Source organism: Reichenbachiella ulvae (assembly GCF_025833875.1).
GTDB lineage: Bacteria > Bacteroidota > Bacteroidia > Cytophagales > Cyclobacteriaceae > Reichenbachiella > Reichenbachiella ulvae.
In genome coordinates, this window is sequence record NZ_JAOYOD010000001.1 from 2,455,452 (window position 1) to 2,472,339 (window position 16,888).

5 protein-coding genes are annotated in these 16,888 nt (G+C 43.8%); 3 read left to right on the plus strand and 2 right to left on the minus strand.

Features of this window, described 5'->3' with window-relative positions:
- Positions 1 to 6: 6 nt before the first annotated feature.
- Positions 7 to 1,266 carry a tetratricopeptide repeat protein gene (locus tag N7U62_RS09785; protein ID WP_264137784.1) on the plus strand — a complete coding sequence of 420 codons (1,260 nt, stop codon included), beginning with the start codon at positions 7 to 9 and terminating at the stop codon, positions 1,264 to 1,266.
- A 99-nt stretch (positions 1,267 to 1,365) separates the two neighbouring features.
- Here the strand turns inward: N7U62_RS09785 and N7U62_RS09790 are convergent, their stop codons facing one another.
- Complete coding sequence (locus tag N7U62_RS09790; RefSeq protein ID WP_264137785.1) at positions 1,366 to 6,939, minus strand: right-handed parallel beta-helix repeat-containing protein; 5,574 nt, start codon at positions 6,937 to 6,939, stop codon at positions 1,366 to 1,368.
- Positions 6,940 to 7,296: 357 nt separating this feature from the next.
- Here N7U62_RS09790 and N7U62_RS09795 point away from each other — a divergent pair, with 357 nt between their 5' ends.
- The gene (locus tag N7U62_RS09795; RefSeq protein WP_264137786.1) at positions 7,297 to 8,439 is read left to right on the plus strand and encodes an MFS transporter; all 1,143 of its coding nucleotides are present in this window, start codon (positions 7,297 to 7,299) and stop codon (positions 8,437 to 8,439) included.
- Here N7U62_RS09795 and N7U62_RS09800 read toward each other — a convergent pair whose 3' ends face one another.
- Positions 8,440 to 8,832 carry a CBS domain-containing protein gene (locus tag N7U62_RS09800; RefSeq protein ID WP_264137787.1) on the minus strand — a complete coding sequence of 131 codons (393 nt, stop codon included), beginning with the start codon at positions 8,830 to 8,832 and terminating at the stop codon, positions 8,440 to 8,442.
- Positions 8,833 to 9,131: 299 nt separating this feature from the next.
- Here N7U62_RS09800 and N7U62_RS09805 point away from each other — a divergent pair, with 299 nt between their 5' ends.
- Positions 9,132 to 16,856, plus strand: a complete 7,725-nt coding sequence (locus tag N7U62_RS09805) for a beta strand repeat-containing protein (RefSeq protein ID WP_264137788.1) — start codon at positions 9,132 to 9,134, stop codon at positions 16,854 to 16,856.
- The last annotated feature ends 32 nt before the right edge of the window (positions 16,857 to 16,888 follow it).

The following is a 16,888-nucleotide window of genomic DNA, read 5'->3' on the forward strand; positions in this document are numbered from 1 at the left end:
TACCACATGGATTTAGAAAGAGCGCTACACAAAGCGGAACATTACTTGAATCAGGAAAGGTATGATGAAGCTAAGAAGGAAGTGAATTCATTTTTAGCCTCGGACCCCGAAAACACTTCCGCCTTACAATTATTGATCAGAATACATCTAGCCATTAAACAATATAAAAAGGCGGATGAATTGACAGATCAGCTTTTGAAAAGAAACCCCTCTGATCCAGAAAATCTATACCTAAAGGCTGTAATTCAAGCCCAATTAGGTAAAAGAAAAAGCGCATTAAAGTTTGCCAACAGTGCTTTGACTTTTGACCCTTCATTATCCATCATTCATGGCCTAAAAGCTAGTATCTATTATCAACAATCAGAATTTGAAAAAGCTTTAGAATCCGCCAACACGGGTTTAAGTTCTGACCCTCATGATGAAACATGCCTAAACTTTAAAAGCATGGCATTGTTGGAAATAGGAAACGAAGATGAGCAGCTAAATGCTGACGAACAAGCCCTCAAAAATAATCCTATGAATCCTACTACCCATGCTACAGTAGGCTTCAATGCACTTCATAGAAATGAAACCGAAAAAGCCAAATCTCACTTTCGAGAAGCTTTGAGAATCGACCCCTCAAATGAATTTGCAAGATCAGGAATGATTCAAGCGATAAAGTCTACCAACTTTGTCTACAATCTATTCTTAAAATATGTTTTTTGGATGTCGAGCCTAAAACCACAAGTCAGATGGGCTGTGGTGATTGTAGGCTACCTACTCATTCAATTCCTTAATGAGTATTCTGGTTCAATGGGAAGTTTCAAACCCATAGCAAGTGCTATAATTGTACTTTACATGGTTTTTGCTATATCTACCTGGATCATAGGTCCAGTCTCCAATATTTTTCTACGCTTTCACTCATTCGGGAAGTATATGCTCTCTCAAGAAGAAAAGAAGTCGGCTACCCTCTCAGCTATTCTGTTGGGGTTGTCACTTTTGTCAGCAATGGGTCTTCATGTTTTTAGAGAGGATATTCAATGGTATAATCTGGCTTTTTACCTTTTGTGTATAGGCATAGCCCTGACGGTAGTAGTTAGCTCTATCGAAAACGCTACGCTCGAAAGGAGTAAAAAGCGGCTGACAAAAGTAGGGTCAATTTTCGCCATAGCTTGTGGCATAGTGTTGATAATGGCTGTCGTCACTCCAGGCTTAGCCGTTAAATATTTCAGTTGGTGTCTTTATGGCTTCATTGGCTACCAGTTCTTTGCTAATTCTCAAGAATAGAAAAATTATTCTTTCCCCACCTAATGCTAGGATAAGAAAATAGGAAACAAAAAAGGCAGTCACTATGGACTGCCTTTCTATAAATAGGAGATTAAAAAATTACCTTTTGATCACACGATGTACAAAAACCCCATCGAGTGTAAATACTCGCAGAATGTAGGCTCCACTATTCAGTCGAGTCATATCTATCTGGTCAAACTGGCTACTGATTCTATTGACCATAGTACCCGTCAAATTGTACACCTCTACCCGCTCAATCAAGCTGCTTGAAGTAATCTTCAATTGATTGGCTACTGGATTTGGATATACCAAAATTTGTGGCGCCTCAAAATCATTTTCAATTGCTAACGATCTGGCTCCTATGTCATAAGACACACTCATATAGTATAAGTTCGCCACATCATCCTTAGTGATCTGATGACTACCTGCAGAAATCGGCAAGTTCAAAACACCATTGTTCACACTGTAGCTAGTTCCGTCCACTTGGATTGCACCCCCAAAACCTTCGTTGAATACTAAGGTCAAAGTCGCATCTTGTGAAGTACTAAATGAGATAGAAGTACTAGATTCGATTTTCAAACACTGAGTAAGTGTCAAGCCATTGTAATTGACTGTTCCTTTAGAGTCTGAAAGATTTCCTGAGATGCTGAAGAAGCTACTGCTCAATCCAGACTCTGTATAATTATGAACTTCATCACCTGGAGCTACTACTTCTTCCACGAAGACAGCGGTTACAGATTTGTCGGCATCCATCAAAACGGTGGCAGTAGAACCAGTGTAACCTCCGCTCCAACTATCAAATACCCAACCAGCTGCAGGCATAGCTGTCAATTGAACCGAAGTGCCTGCCTCGAATTGTCCACCATTTGGAGTGACACTTCCTTGGCCTACGATGTTAGTCGTCAGTGTGTAAGTCACTATGTTCACTGATGCTCCAGCTGCATTGGAACTAACCGTAGAACCGTCTGCATCTGCAGAAGCCTTGATCCAGTAGTAATAGGTGGTTCCTGCCACAGCGGTATTGTCAGTATAGTTATTGCCAACTACAGATTGAGCAATTCTAACTCTTCCGGCTGGATCGCTATCTGTATCTCTATATACCTGCTGATTGTAAACTGAACCATCAGTAACTGTCCAATTCAACGCAATTGACCCATTTGACTCTGCTGCTGACAGACTAATAGAAGGTAATACGGTCTCGTCCCCTCCCTGACAAATCACCGTTTCGTCTACATTTGGAAGACCTGAGCCACCAGTCGCAATAAACCTAATGGTGTTAGTTCCAGATGCCAAATCCAGAGAAAAATCAACTGTAGTCCAGGCATCCCAGGCAACAGTAGCTGGTAGGCTTAAGTTACTAATTTGTGAACTACCATTGACGATTACATCTGCGGGACGATCAGAGGTAGCCGCATATTTCAAAGTCACATCATAGGTTCTGGCTGTCGGGACATCCACTGTGATTTCTACATATTCACCAACCGCATTGGCGGTATTAGCAAATCCAGTTCCATTGTAACCAGCGTGGTTGCTATCTACAGAACCATTGCTAATGATTCCATCCTCCATTTGGTATGTGACATTTACACAACCACCCGTAATCGGACTAAAGCTTGCAGAGATGCTCTTATTGCCATCAACTAGTATACTCAATGGATTGGCACTGCCAGATGCATCACCTGACCAGCCAGCAAACTGATAACCAGCAGCAGCCGTAGCAGACAATTGAATGGTAGAACCCTCATCGAAAGTCCCTCCACCACTTACACTACCACTGCCAATAGAAGAAGTCGAAACAGTATATTGAGTCGTAGATATGGCAGAGAAGTTGGCTGTAATGGATTTATTCCCATTTACTGTCACAGAAAGTGGATTATTGGATCCACTAGCATCTCCACTCCATCCTACAAACTCATAACCTGAGTTCGCTGTGGCTGTCAATGAGATGACCGAACCTTCTGTAAAGGTTCCTCCGCCAGTTACACTACCATTTCCACTGCTAGAAGCTGTAATTGTATATTGTGTTTCGATCACTCCACCGTACTCAATCGCTCCTACGTCCAAAGTACCATTACCTGAAACTCCAGGCGCAGAACATCCAGCATCTACTAATGGACTAGATGAAACCAAATTCAGGAATCCATTAGAAGTAGGGTCAGCATCTGGACCAGGGGTCATCGTTACGAAATCGGAAGCAGAAGCCACCAATTGGAAGTTGAAATCTGAATCTACTAAAGCATTGCAGCTTTCTGGCGCATTACCCACGATTCTGTCATTCGAGCTGCTTCCATCCAAAGAAATACAGTTGATGAAAGTATGCGATGCATTGTCTCTGGTGTGATAGTTATAGTCCGCATTGTCATAGGATGTCAGGTTGTAGAACTTGATATTTCCGATGTTGCCATTGTCGGTAAATCCATGCTTGCCATTACCAAAGGCGATACATCTTCTCAACTCATGATCTACCTGATGTGCCGAAGAACCCAATTTGAATCCATTTTTGTCTCCCCCACCAGAGGTAGCACCGTCAGTCAGCGTACCATTGTTGTGTGCGATACAATCCTCGAAAAGGATGATACCAATAGGCCCTGTTTCTGATTTGGTATATAAATCCCAACCGTCATCAATATTATGATGAGACACGCATCGACGGAAAATATTTCCAGTACCGCAAGTCAGTTTTGCAGCAAATCCATCTGCATCTTCGCTATCGCTATCGGCATTGTCAAATGCCTCGCAATCTACGATCAGGTTGTTGGATGGCCATTCGCTGATTTGATCTGCGCTGGTATTGTATCTGCTCAGCTGCAGACCTGTGTCGTGATTAGCACGGAATACACAGCCCTCAATTATATTGTTGTTTCCAGAAAGCAGCATTCCATTGTCTCCGGCTTTCTCGATGGTTACACCTTTCCAATGCCAGAAATCACCATCCTGAACGATACCTCTACTGGATGAAAGTTCAACATCATCAAAACTCAAAATTGGCGTCTCATCGCCATAGGCAAACACGTGAATGTAGGCACCTGCTGCTCCATTTTTTTGAATCACTACAGAAGATTGTGGCATCTGATAAGTCCCGCCTCTCAGGTAGATGTACCCTCCTGCTGAAACAGACTCAATGGCCTTTTGTAGCGTAGCAAATGGTGCTGAAACTGAGGTTCCTGAATTGCTATCGTTACCATTGGTCGCTACATAAAATGCATCTCCGATAACAACCACTTCCTCGCTAAAGTTGGCCGTAATGCTTTTGTTACCGTCCATAGTCACTGACAATGGGTTGGTGGTACCAGAGGCTGAACCAGTCCATCCACTGAAGTAGTAGCCACTGGCCGCAGTAGCAGTAACTGTCACTGTGCTACCCGCATCATACGTTCCTCCTGCGGAAACAGTACCGTTACCATTAGCAGAAGTAGTCAAAGTGTAAGTCGAAGCAGTAACTGGTGAAAAGCTTGCGGTGATACTTTTATTGGCGTCTACAGTTACAGACAATGGATTATTAGATCCGGAAGCATCTCCGGACCAGCCATCAAACTGATAACCAGAATCTGCTGTAGCCGTCAAAGAAATAACCGAGCCCGCGTCGAAAGTTCCCCCTCCACTGACACTGCCACCGGCAGAAGCGCTAGTAGAAACGGTGAATTGAGTAGTGCCGCCACTTCCCAGATCCAAACTCATAAAATAAAGATTACCTGTATCTCCTTTAGTCAGGGTGTGACTACCTGCCGCTAAGGTAACAGTCAGTTTCCCAGATGAAACAGCATTGTCTCCACCATCAATCTTGAAATTACCACTCCAACCTTCATTGAAAACCAGGGTAAGCGTCCCTTCTGAAGTAGTAGTAAATGAAACTGATGTACTGGATTCGATTTTCAGACATTGTGTCAAAGTCATCCCTCCATAATTCACAGTTCCTTTCGAATCAGACAAATTTCCAGATATGCTGTAGAAAGTACTGCTCAAACCTGAGGAAGTAAAATTGTGATCATAATCACCCGGATCCACAGGTGTAGTGGGATCAGTTGGATCAGTTGGTTCGGTCGGATCGGTTGGATCAGGATCATTGGGATCTATCACCGGACCATCTCCGTCACCTTGAATTGACACAAGGCTTGTTGAATAGTTTGAAAGTGCTGATTTCAAGGCTGTATTCACCGCATACGAAGTATCATCCACCGAATTATCAAAAGTCCAGCTGAAATCCCCTCCATTCATTCGACCTGCATATTGCATCACAGTGTTGCGAGCATCAGATGCTGACTCTAGGAAGTAGCTGCTATACATGGTTCCGTTCGTGTCGAAATTGTTATAGGCATGACCTCCTGCATTGGCAGTCACACTTGAGGGAATCTGCTGTGTCCTACTGCTTGTTACATAAGCATCAAAATCATTAGGGAATTCATTCTGATCTACAAATCGAGTAGCTCCTTCGATGTAATTTCCATAGGCTTTGATCATGCCCCCTGGATCGCTGGAAAATGTACCATCATTACTGCCATACACATCTGATCCCTGTTCAGAAATCAACATGGGATATTTACAGTTTCTGAAGTAATTGTTCTCTGCAAAAATCGAAGAATAGGTAGTCGCTCCTATTCCATACTTTGATATCCCATCGAAGTAGTTGTTGTATACATGAACAGTATGGTCTCTCACCCGTGGATGTCTACTATCCGAGTGATCGTACCAATTGTGGTGATAAGAGAAGTACCCTTCAGTCTCACCTCCATTACTCAACAAGTTAGATTTTCCACTGTCCCAGAAATGATTGTAGGAATGAGTCACATAGGTGGATTTTTTTGTATCCAGAGCACCATCACCTTTGGCTTGATCAGAATCTCCTCCAGCATCTCCATAAAAGAAATCTACATGGTGCACCCAGACGTGCTGGTTATTTTGCTGCAAGCCAATATTATCTCCTTCACCACTATTGCAATTCATGGTACCCAGATTTCGAATCTCAATATTCGCGGCATTTTTGACACGGATACCCCAGCCATCGGCAGTAGCATCCTCTCCTACTCCCTCGAGTGTGATATAACCAGATGAATTGTTACTGTTTTCTACCACAATATCCCCATTGAGCATATAAGAAAGGTCCGTGATTTGTCCGACAAATCGAATAATCAAGGGTCGGTTGTCCTGCCCTTTTTTGTATCCATCCAGAATGGTTTGAAGGCCAACACATGGATTGGAATTAGCACCTGTCACATCCAGAGATATGGTGTTCTTCGTATTCTCTGTGATGTAAAGAATAACTGCCCCACTCTTTGGTGTACCGTCAGCTTTATAGGCTCCTGGCACGCGTCCATTGTGGAAAGCAAAACCACTTCGATCATGTGATTGTACACTAACGGTTCCGGTGCTAGTAGCGCTCCCCTCCGAACCACCAATGACAGGTGCTACTTTAATCGTATAGCTTCCTGCTTTCAATCCAAGAATATCGGCTCTCATGTAGGAGCCATAACTCCGAATCAACTGATCATCAATCTTTTGATCAGTAACACCCGCACCCGAATAGTAGACATTGTAGCTATCTGCACCCGATACAGGTTGCCAGGTCACATAGGCAGATTCAAGCCAGCCGGAAGCTTGATTGATGTTAACTGTTTGGGCCCAAAGCATGGCGGGTGCCAGCAGTGAAACCACGGCTAATAGTAATCGTCTTTTCATTAGAAATTAGTTTTAATTTGTTTGTCTTTCGAAAAACAATGTAAGACAAGAATGGAATTGAAAAGGCTCAAAGTCTACTTTTGGCTATTCCATGATAAATTTGGAATAGAGTTTGATAAATAATGAGTCAATGAATAGTCTCTTTTGTCAAAAAACCTCTCAGAAAGACCTTAGTCATTAACTATCAAACTGAATATAAAACACTTACAAGGCGTGCATAAACCATGAGATTCTCTAATTGACAAAACAGATTAAAATGGCCTTGATCTATTTACCCACCAAATCCTGCACATCACTCACTGTAATCTGGGATCATTAGAACTAAATTTGCCCAAAATTAATTTCTGAGATTGCCCAATGAGCCCAAGAAAATCAAGATTAGCTGTTAGTGCCTTCTTTCTCGTACATGGAATCAATCTGGCCTCCTGGGCCTCTCGCATCCCAGATATCAAGGAGCGCATGGACATCAACGATGCTGAGATGGGTACGCTTCTTTTGGTGATGCCGATCAGTTCCATTTTAGGACTGGTCAGTGCGGGATGGATTTTACGCAACTTCGACAACAAAACGCCTTTGATCACGGGGATGATCGCTCAATGTATATCCCTGGCTGCCATCGGAATGAGCGACAATCTATATACGCTAAGTGCAGCCCTTTTCTTTCTGGCACTTTCTTTCAGAATCACCGGGATTGCCATGAATACTCAGGCAGTGATCCTTCAAAAATCTTATGCCAAACCCATCAATGGTTCGTTTCATGCCATGTGGAGTTTCGGCGGCATCATGGGAGTCGGTTTGACCTCCCTACTATTAGCTTTGAAAGTGACCATCTTACCTCACCTTATAGGTGTAGCAATCATGCTTGCCATAATATCAATAGCGGCTTATCCCTATTTACCCACTGGTGATCGCGCAGAGGAAGGCTCCAAAATCAAACTCGGCAAACCTGACAAATCATTATTCTATTTAGGCGTATTGATACTCCTGGCCTCATTTTGCGAAGGGGGGATGTTTGACTGGAGTGGTGTTTATTTCAAGGACATCGTGAATGTAGAATTGTACACCGCAGGGTACTTTACCTTTATGATCTGTATGACGCTCTCACGAATCATGCTTGACAAATTCATCATCATCCGGATGAAAAAAGAGCATGTGTATTTGATCAGTTCGCTTATGATCACTGGCGGTATTTTACTAGCAACCTCACTTCCTTATTTGATTCCTGCTATGGCGGGGTTTTCTATTGTCGGGATGGGCACTGCAGTGGTTATCCCTACAACCTTCTTACTGGCAGGGGATTCTAAGAAATATTCAGCTGGCATGGCCATTTCTATCATCTCCACTTACAGTGTAGTAGGCATGCTTTTTGGACCTCCTTTGATTGGATTTATTTCTGAAGCTTTCGGATTGAAAATCTCTTTTCTGTTTTTTGCAGTAATGGGTTTGTTGATTTTACCTGTCTCCCGATTGTATTTTAGATCGGTCAAAAACGAAGCTTAACTATTCACTCAGTTTCAGCATGTATTTGATCAGATCCGTAGTAGTCACTATTCCAACCAATTCATTGTTTTCGGTCACAGGTAAAGCATGAAACGTGCTACGCGTAAATATCTCTGCCGCCTCTTTGATTGAGTGAGTCACTCCTATAGTAACAGGATTAGGCTTCATCACTTGGTTAACAGAAATCATTTCTAAAATGGAGGTATCCGTTTCCGTTTGATCATCCATTAGTTTGCTCCCAAAAGACAGCCTAGACACATCTGATTGACTAATAATGCCTACTAAAGTACCATTGGCCATCACTGGGACATGTTTGATTCTGATTTGCTCAAAAACATTCATCACCTCCTGAATAGGATCAGTTAGATCCACAGTAATGAGATCTTTTGACATGATTTTCGAAATCGGATCATTAATAGACATATACTTTTGTATTTGGTTGCAGTCATTAAACATAGTAAAAATTAGGTTGATTCAGGCCTAAATCCATGGTTCAAATTCAAAAAGAATAAACGATAAAAGCACTAATCTTCAATGTATCTACACTAAAATTGCTGAGTATCAGCTATATTAGTTGATGTAAAATCTTAGTTTTATTATATTACTTTAGGATTTACTCTCGTTATAGTTATCCCGATTGCATCAACCAGCGCTTTGGCCAACCACAGTTTAGGTTTCACCTAGAACTTATAATGATGCAAAAACGCTATGGTATAGAAAGCAGACTCAAAACTCCAATCTATTGGATTGCTGCAACATTAGTATTGGGATTGACTCCCCTTCTCACACACGCCCAGACCAAAGGGATCATTTATGAACCTGCTACTGGTGCCGGACAACTTTTGCTAGACCCCAATCAAGACGGTTATTCCTCTGAAACTACATCTGGATTTTCCACTGATGATGAAACCGAGAGTGAAATCGCCTATCTCGCCATCCCTACTTTAGGTTCAGAAACAGACGGAGATGTAGCCAAAGGTTCAGATTGTTCTTACATCGATTTGGTCAATACTTCAGACACTGAAGCACTTTACTTTTATTCGGAAGGAACCTACTTGTATTTCAGATTTAGAGTCGGAGGAGCATCAAATAGCTCCAAAACCTATTCCGTATTCATTGATTCTGATGAAAAATTTGGTTTCACTGGCAATGATGCCGACCCCAACGCAATAACAGGAAACCCAGGTTTCGAGGTTGAACTTAGCTTTCACACCAATTCCGGAATTGGAATCTATAATGTTGATGGGAATATAGCCCCATCCAACAATGAAATAGGCTCACATAAGACAGATAGACCTGAAGAAGTGCACTCGCAAAGGTCAGTCGCACTAACCGAAGTATGTGGTGACGATGACTTCTTTTATGACTTCTACGTATCATTTGCTGATTTGGCCCTGGCAGGCATAGATGCTAACACCAAAATGAGAATGGTCGCCCAATCGGGAATCAGTGCCAACCCGCTGATTGGCTCAACTTCTGGTTCAGATCTGGGAGGTGCCGATGACGACAGTGGCAACATCAATGACCTTTTGGATGAAATGATCGAATTTTTCCCTCCTGTTTCGGGAAATGACATAGCCTTAGGAAACCCAATTCTTCCAAGAGCAGCTTGTCCAACCATCGACTCCCCTATTGCACTGGATGCTACTTCCATCACGGGTACCTCTACTGAAGCGGATGGAGCCATTATTGAAGTATTTGCAGATGATTCTTCTATCGGAACCACAACAGTGAGCTCAGGCACTTGGGAACTCACCGGGTTTACTTCCTTTAGTGGTGGTGAGGTGGTCACTGCCACGGCATCTATTACTAGTGTCAAAAGTACTTCATACAGCAACTGTAGTCCCATCACGGTCAATCAGATATGTTCTGACCCTGTAACATCAACTACAATAGAACCCGGAGGAAGTGGAAAAGGGATCTCTGGAACATCCGATGAAGAAGGGGCTTCTGTTTCCATTTGGACCGATTCAGACCTAACCACTCTATGGACAGGTGCTAGTTCTCCCCATGTCAATCCAGGAATCGTGGGCACAACTGGTAGCACGGCAACCACAGGGGAATGGCAAATCACTGGAGCCTCCAACAGTCTAACCGACGGGTTGTATTATGTCACTCAACAAAACACTGCAGAAGGAGAATGTAGGTCAGACTCAGTGGTAGTCTGTAATCTGGCGGGTAGTACGACTAAACCAATAATTACTACTGATCCTGTATCTCCTGAAACAACTACTTTAGAAGGAACCTGTGGTTTTGATGCTTTCATCGAATTGGCGATTGATGGAGTATATCAGGGGGTAAGCACAACCGCTACTGGAGTAACTACATGGTCCTTAAGCTTACCGACTGTGGAGGTAGGTCAAGAAATAGTTGTAATTGCTACAGAACCTGGAGATTGTCCAGTATCCTCTGACACTACTACTGTAAAAGGCTTCTCAATCGCTCCATTGATCACGGGCACCTATTGTACTGATGGAGAAATTACTTTAATCTCCGGTGTATCCTCTGAGAATATCGGGACTCTCGTCACTTTATACACGAAATCCAGCGCAGGGGTGACCACCTCTGACTCTAAAAATCCAGTAACCGGAACAGTGGATGCCAATGGACGATGGACTATTGATTTAACAGGAGCTGGACTCATCCCTGGCACCCATATGGCAGTAACCAATACAGCCACCGACGAACTGGAAAGTGATCTATCCAACGAAGTAGAAATTCTGGCCAAAACTTCAGACGCATCCTTATCCATAAATGCAGGAGCCATTACTGAAGGAGATGCAAGTATATCAGGCCAAGGCACAGCGGGCAACACAATTAGATTATACATTGATGATGTACTGATAGACGAATTTTCGACTACCGTAGATGGTGATGGAAACTGGGAAATTACCGGATTGAATGAAGCCAGTGCTGGATATGATGTATTGTTTCCTGGGGGGCAAGTTTCGATCAGCTCAGAAGGATCAGGCAAATGTGAAAGTGATGCAACTAATGCTGCTGATGTTATACAGTGTAAAGCCTATGTAGGAGCTCCTACCTACCCAAGCACTTCTACTTATTGCGTCAATGAAACAGTAAGTGTAGATTTCGCTTCCTCAGAGAATTTATATGTATATCAATTGTACACGGATGCAGCGGGTACCGCACCTACAGGATCTGAAGTAATCGGAGATGGAAGTACCATCACTTTGACTACAGACCCTCTAGCCTCGAGCGTGACCAAGTTATATCTGGGAGTCTCACGTATTGGAGTAGAATGCGATGACATTTTTTCTTCTAGCTTCAATGTAACTATCAAAGAAACACCGTCTATGACACTCGGAAGTAATTCGCTCAAAATCTGTGACGATGACGCTACTGGGAGTTTGACTTATTCTGGGGTCACCAATGGCCCATTGTTGAGCTATGACATAGACTTCAATGCCGCAGCAGAGACAGCAGGCTTTGTTGACATCAACGATGCCTCCATTTCTTCCAATCTTGATTTTAATATCCCAGCTGATGCTGTTGGAAGCTTTGCAGGTACGGTATCTGTATCTAACACGAGCTCGGGTACTTGTAGCAGTACCAACTACAGCTTCAGTTTTGAAATCATAGAGGACATCATCTCTTATGGAACTGTCACCAATCCGAGCTGTCTTAATAATGATGGAAGCATCCAAATCACAGGTCTAAGGACAGGAAAAACCTATTCTCTGGATTATAACAAAGATGGGAACCCTATGAATATAGCCTCCATTACGCCTGATGCAGATGGCAACTACCTTCTTGACAACATCAGTGCTGGCGCTTACAAAGATTTTGTGGTCACAGAATCAGGCTGCACCTCCAATACCTTAACTGCAACGAAAACACTAACTGCTCCAGCCGATCCTACAGCAACCATTACCAGTACCGACATCACTGAAGGAGATGCATCGCTGACCGGTACGGGTACAAATGGCGCTACGGTTGATCTGTACATCGATGATGTGAAATCCAGTTTTTCAACTACCGTTTCCAGTGGCGTTTGGACCATCAGTGGACTGGATGCAGCTAGTGCGGGTAGCGATGTCCTCACTCCTGGCGCTCAGGTCAGCATCAAAACTTATCTGGCAGATGGGTGTACTGTAGTAACCGTCAGTGCCGCTTCAGCTGTGGCCTGTACGGCCTATGCAGAAAACACCATCACACTAACCACAGGAACGGAATACTGTGTCAACGAAACTTTATCCGTCACTTTTGCCAGTTCTGAGACTGGGGTAAACTATCAACTATTCACTGATGCGGCTGGCACTACTTCGACCGGAAGCGTTGTGGCCGGTACTGGTTCTGATATCACCTTAACTTCAGGCCCTTTGAGTACGAGCAACACGCAGATCTACTTAAGAGCATCGAGAACAGGCGTCTCTTATTGCAACAAAGTATTTTCTACCAGCTTCAGTATCACAGTCAAAGAGATTCCAACCCTGAGCTTGGTTGATAATAGCTTATCTATCTGTTCTGACGAAACCAGTTTCAATCTGGAATACAACAGCGTGACCAATGGACCTTTGAGCGTCTACAGCATCGATTTCAATGCTGCCGCTGAGGCACAAGGTTTTACGGATGTCAGCAATGCAACCATCGCCTCAGTGGTGACAATCAACATCCCCACTGACGCAGCAGGAGGAAGCTATGGTGGCGTGCTGAGTGTTTCGAATAGTGCAAGTGGAACATGTTCTAGTGATTACAATTTCACCTTCGAACTCAACAAGGATGTAATTGCCTATGGGACTACCACCCAACCCAGCTGTCTGGGAACTGACGGTAGTATCGAGATCACTGGACTGACCACTGGAGAAACCTATCAATTGGATTACGAAAAAGGAAGTACAGCAGTATCTGTGGCCTCTATCACTCCCGATTCAGACGGAAACTATTTACTAGATAATTTAGGAACTGGAACTTACAGCAACTTCTCCGTGACTAAAAACTCTTGTACTTCTAATGTGCTGAGTGGAACCAAAACATTAACTGCTCCAGCCGATCCTACAGCAACCATTACCAGTACCGATATCACTGAAGGAGATGCGTCTTTGACGGGTACGGGTACCAACGGTGCTACGGTTGATCTGTACATCGATGATGTGAAAACCAGTTTTTCAACTACCGTTTCCGGTGGCGTTTGGACCATCAGTGGACTAGATGCAGCCAGTGCAGGCAGTGATGTCCTCACTCCTGGCGCTCAGGTCAGCATCAAAACTTATCTGGCAGATGGGTGTACTGCAGTAACCGTCAGTACCGCTTCAGCTGTGGCCTGTACGGCCTATGCAGAAAACACCATCACACTAACCACAGGAACGGAATACTGTGTCAACGAAACTTTATCCGTCACTTTTGCCAGTTCTGAGACTGGGGTAAACTATCAACTATTCACTGATGCGGCTGGCACTACCTCGACAGGAAGCGTTGTGGCCGGTACTGGTTCTGATATCACCTTAACTTCAGGCCCTTTGAGTACGAGCAACACGCAGATCTACTTAAGAGCATCGAGAACAGGCGTCTCTTATTGCAACAAAGTATTTTCTACCAGCTTCAGTATCACAGTCAAAGAGATTCCAACCCTGAGCTTGGTTGATAATAGCCTCTCTATCTGTTCTGATGAAACCAGCTTCAATCTGGAGTACAACAGCGTGACCAATGGACCTTTGAGCGTCTACAGCATCGATTTCAATGCTGCCGCTGAGCCACAAGGTTTTACGGATGTCAGCAATGCAACCATTGCTTCTGTGGTGACAATAAATATCCCCACTGACGCAGCAGGAGGAAGCTATGGTGGCGTACTGAGTGTTTCGAATAGTGCAAGTGGAACATGTTCTAGTGATTACAATTTCACCTTCGAACTCAACAAAGATGTAATTGCCTATGGAACTACCACCCAACCCAGCTGTCTGGCAACTGACGGAAGTATCCAGATCACAGGACTGACCACTGGAGAAACCTATCAATTGGATTACGAAAAAGGAAGTACAGCAGTATCTGTGGCCTCTATCACTCCCGATTCAGACGGAAACTATTTACTAGATAATTTAGGAACTGGAACTTACAGCAACTTCTTCGTGACTAAAAACTCTTGTACCTCTAATGTCCTGAGTGGAACCAAAACATTAACTGCTCCAGCAGCACCCACCGCCACGATCACCAGTACAGACATCACCGCAGGAGATGCGGAACTGACAGGTGCAGGCACAAACGGTGCAACGATTGACCTCTATATCAATGACGTAAAATCTGACTTCTCAACCACTGTAGCAAGCGGGGTATGGACGATAAGCGGACTCGATGCTGCCAGTGCAGGTAGCGATGTCCTCACTCCTGGAGACAAGGTAAGTATCAAAACATATCTAGCCGAAGGTTGTACGGAAGTAGAAGTAGTAGCCAGCTCGAATGTAGCCTGTATTCCATATGCTGAAAACACCATCACTCTGACTACTGGAACGGAATACTGTGTCAACGAAACTTTATCCGTCACCTTTGCCAGTTCTGAGACTGGGGTGAATTATCAACTATTCACTGATGCGGCTGGCACTACCTCTACAGGAAGCATTGTGGCCGGTACTGGTTCTGATATTACCTTAACTTCAGGGCCTTTGGGCACGAGCATCACCAAGATTTATTTGAGAGCCTCTAGAGCGGGTTTTTCAAGTTGTAATCAAGTTTTTTCAACCAGTTTTAGTGTTAGCGTTAAAGAAGCTCCTGGCCTTTCGCTTGTCAACAATAGCTTTTCATTGTGCTCAGATGTCACGAGTTTCAATCTGGAATACAACAGTGTAGTCAATGGCCCCTTGACTACCTATAGTATTGACTTCAATAGCGCAGCAGAAGCTGAAGGATTTACGGACATTGTGAATGAAACCATTTCATCGGTTATTACCATAGATATCCCAGCAGATGCCAATGGAGGAAGTTTTGCAGGAGTGCTGTCCATAGCTAATAGTTCTAGTAGCTCATGTACAAGCAACTACAACTTTACTTTTGATCTGAACAAAGACATCATTTCCTATGGCGAAGTGGTCAATCCATCCTGTCTCAACACGGACGGAAGTATTGAAATCACCGGCATGAAAGCCTCAACGGTTTACCAATTGGAATATCAGATCAGCGGTAACCCGGTCAACTTTGGTGCCTTGACCTCCACAGCAGAGGGTACATTGACACTCGACAACATAGGTAGCGGAATCTATAGCAATTTTGTAGTAACAGAATCGGGCTGTAGTTCAAACACATTAACAGAGGCCCAGAGGCTAACGGCACCACTGGCACCAGCAGTGACCATCAGCAACACAACCATAACCGAAGGTGACCCAAGTATCAACGGAACAGGTACAGATGGTAGTTTGATCGAATTATACATTGACCATGTGAAGGCAGCTGGATTCTCTACGACTGTCGCTGATGGCGTATGGAGCTTAGATGGACTTTCTGATATTTTACTACCAGGAGCAGTCGTAAGCGTCACCGCAACTTTAGGCTCAGGATGTGAAGTGGCCACCATTGAAGCAGATGCTCCTGTTGCGTGTAAACCACTGACCTTGAACAATATCACCTTGATAGGCGACACAGAAGTCTGCGTAAATGAAAGCATCACCATCACCGGTCAAAATTCTGATGCCGGGGTTGTATATCAACTATGTACAGACGCTACTTGCACTAATCTAACAGGAGATCCGGTAACAGGCAATGGAGGAGAAATCGCACTGGTAACTGATCCATTATCGACTAGCATTACCAACTTGTATGTAAAAGGTACTCGATCTTCAGTAGGTTGTTCGCATATCTTCACTACCAGCTTTACGATAGCGGTACGTGGCGTACCGGGCATCACCTTACTGGAAAATGACATTGTAATCTGTAAAAGTCAATCTAGCATTGCTGCTACCTATTCAGATCCAATCAATGGTCCATTCCTGAACTATAGTTTCGATTTTGATGATTTTGCCGAAAGCCAGGGCCTGGCAGATGTGATTGATGCATCCTTTGCTAGTGACTTAAGCTTCAGTATTCCAAACGCAGTGCCAGCAGGAAGCTACTCTGCAGTACTAACCATCTCGAATAATGAGAGTGCTACCTGTACGAGCGTAGAATATGCTCTGGATTTCAGAATCATCAACGATGTGATTTCCTTTGAGCAAATAGAATCCCCATCGACCTGTTCTGGTGAAGATGGCCTCATCCAGATCGGAGGATTAGATCCTGCACGCTTCTATACGCTCAACTACGACCTGAACGGAAACCCTCAAAGCATCCCTGCGATACAGTCTGCTGGCAATGGGATTTATGACTTTGCTAATCTAACCAGCGGATCTTACAAGAATTTCCAGGTCACTCAAGCAGGCTGTACATCCAACAAATTGGTAGAAGCTGTCACCCTGAGAACCCTAATTCCGCATTAATCTCAGTCGTAGACCAGGCTGAACCTACCAAC

Coding starts and splice junctions, on each gene's coding strand:
- N7U62_RS09785 (WP_264137784.1), top strand. CDS start 7: ATGGATTTAGAAAGAGCGCTACACAAAGCGGAACATTACTTGAATCAG.
- N7U62_RS09790 (WP_264137785.1), bottom strand. CDS start 6,939: ATGAAAAGACGATTACTATTAGCCGTGGTTTCACTGCTGGCACCCGCC.
- N7U62_RS09795 (WP_264137786.1), top strand. CDS start 7,297: ATGAGCCCAAGAAAATCAAGATTAGCTGTTAGTGCCTTCTTTCTCGTA.
- N7U62_RS09800 (WP_264137787.1), bottom strand. CDS start 8,832: ATGTCAAAAGATCTCATTACTGTGGATCTAACTGATCCTATTCAGGAG.
- N7U62_RS09805 (WP_264137788.1), top strand. CDS start 9,132: ATGATGCAAAAACGCTATGGTATAGAAAGCAGACTCAAAACTCCAATC.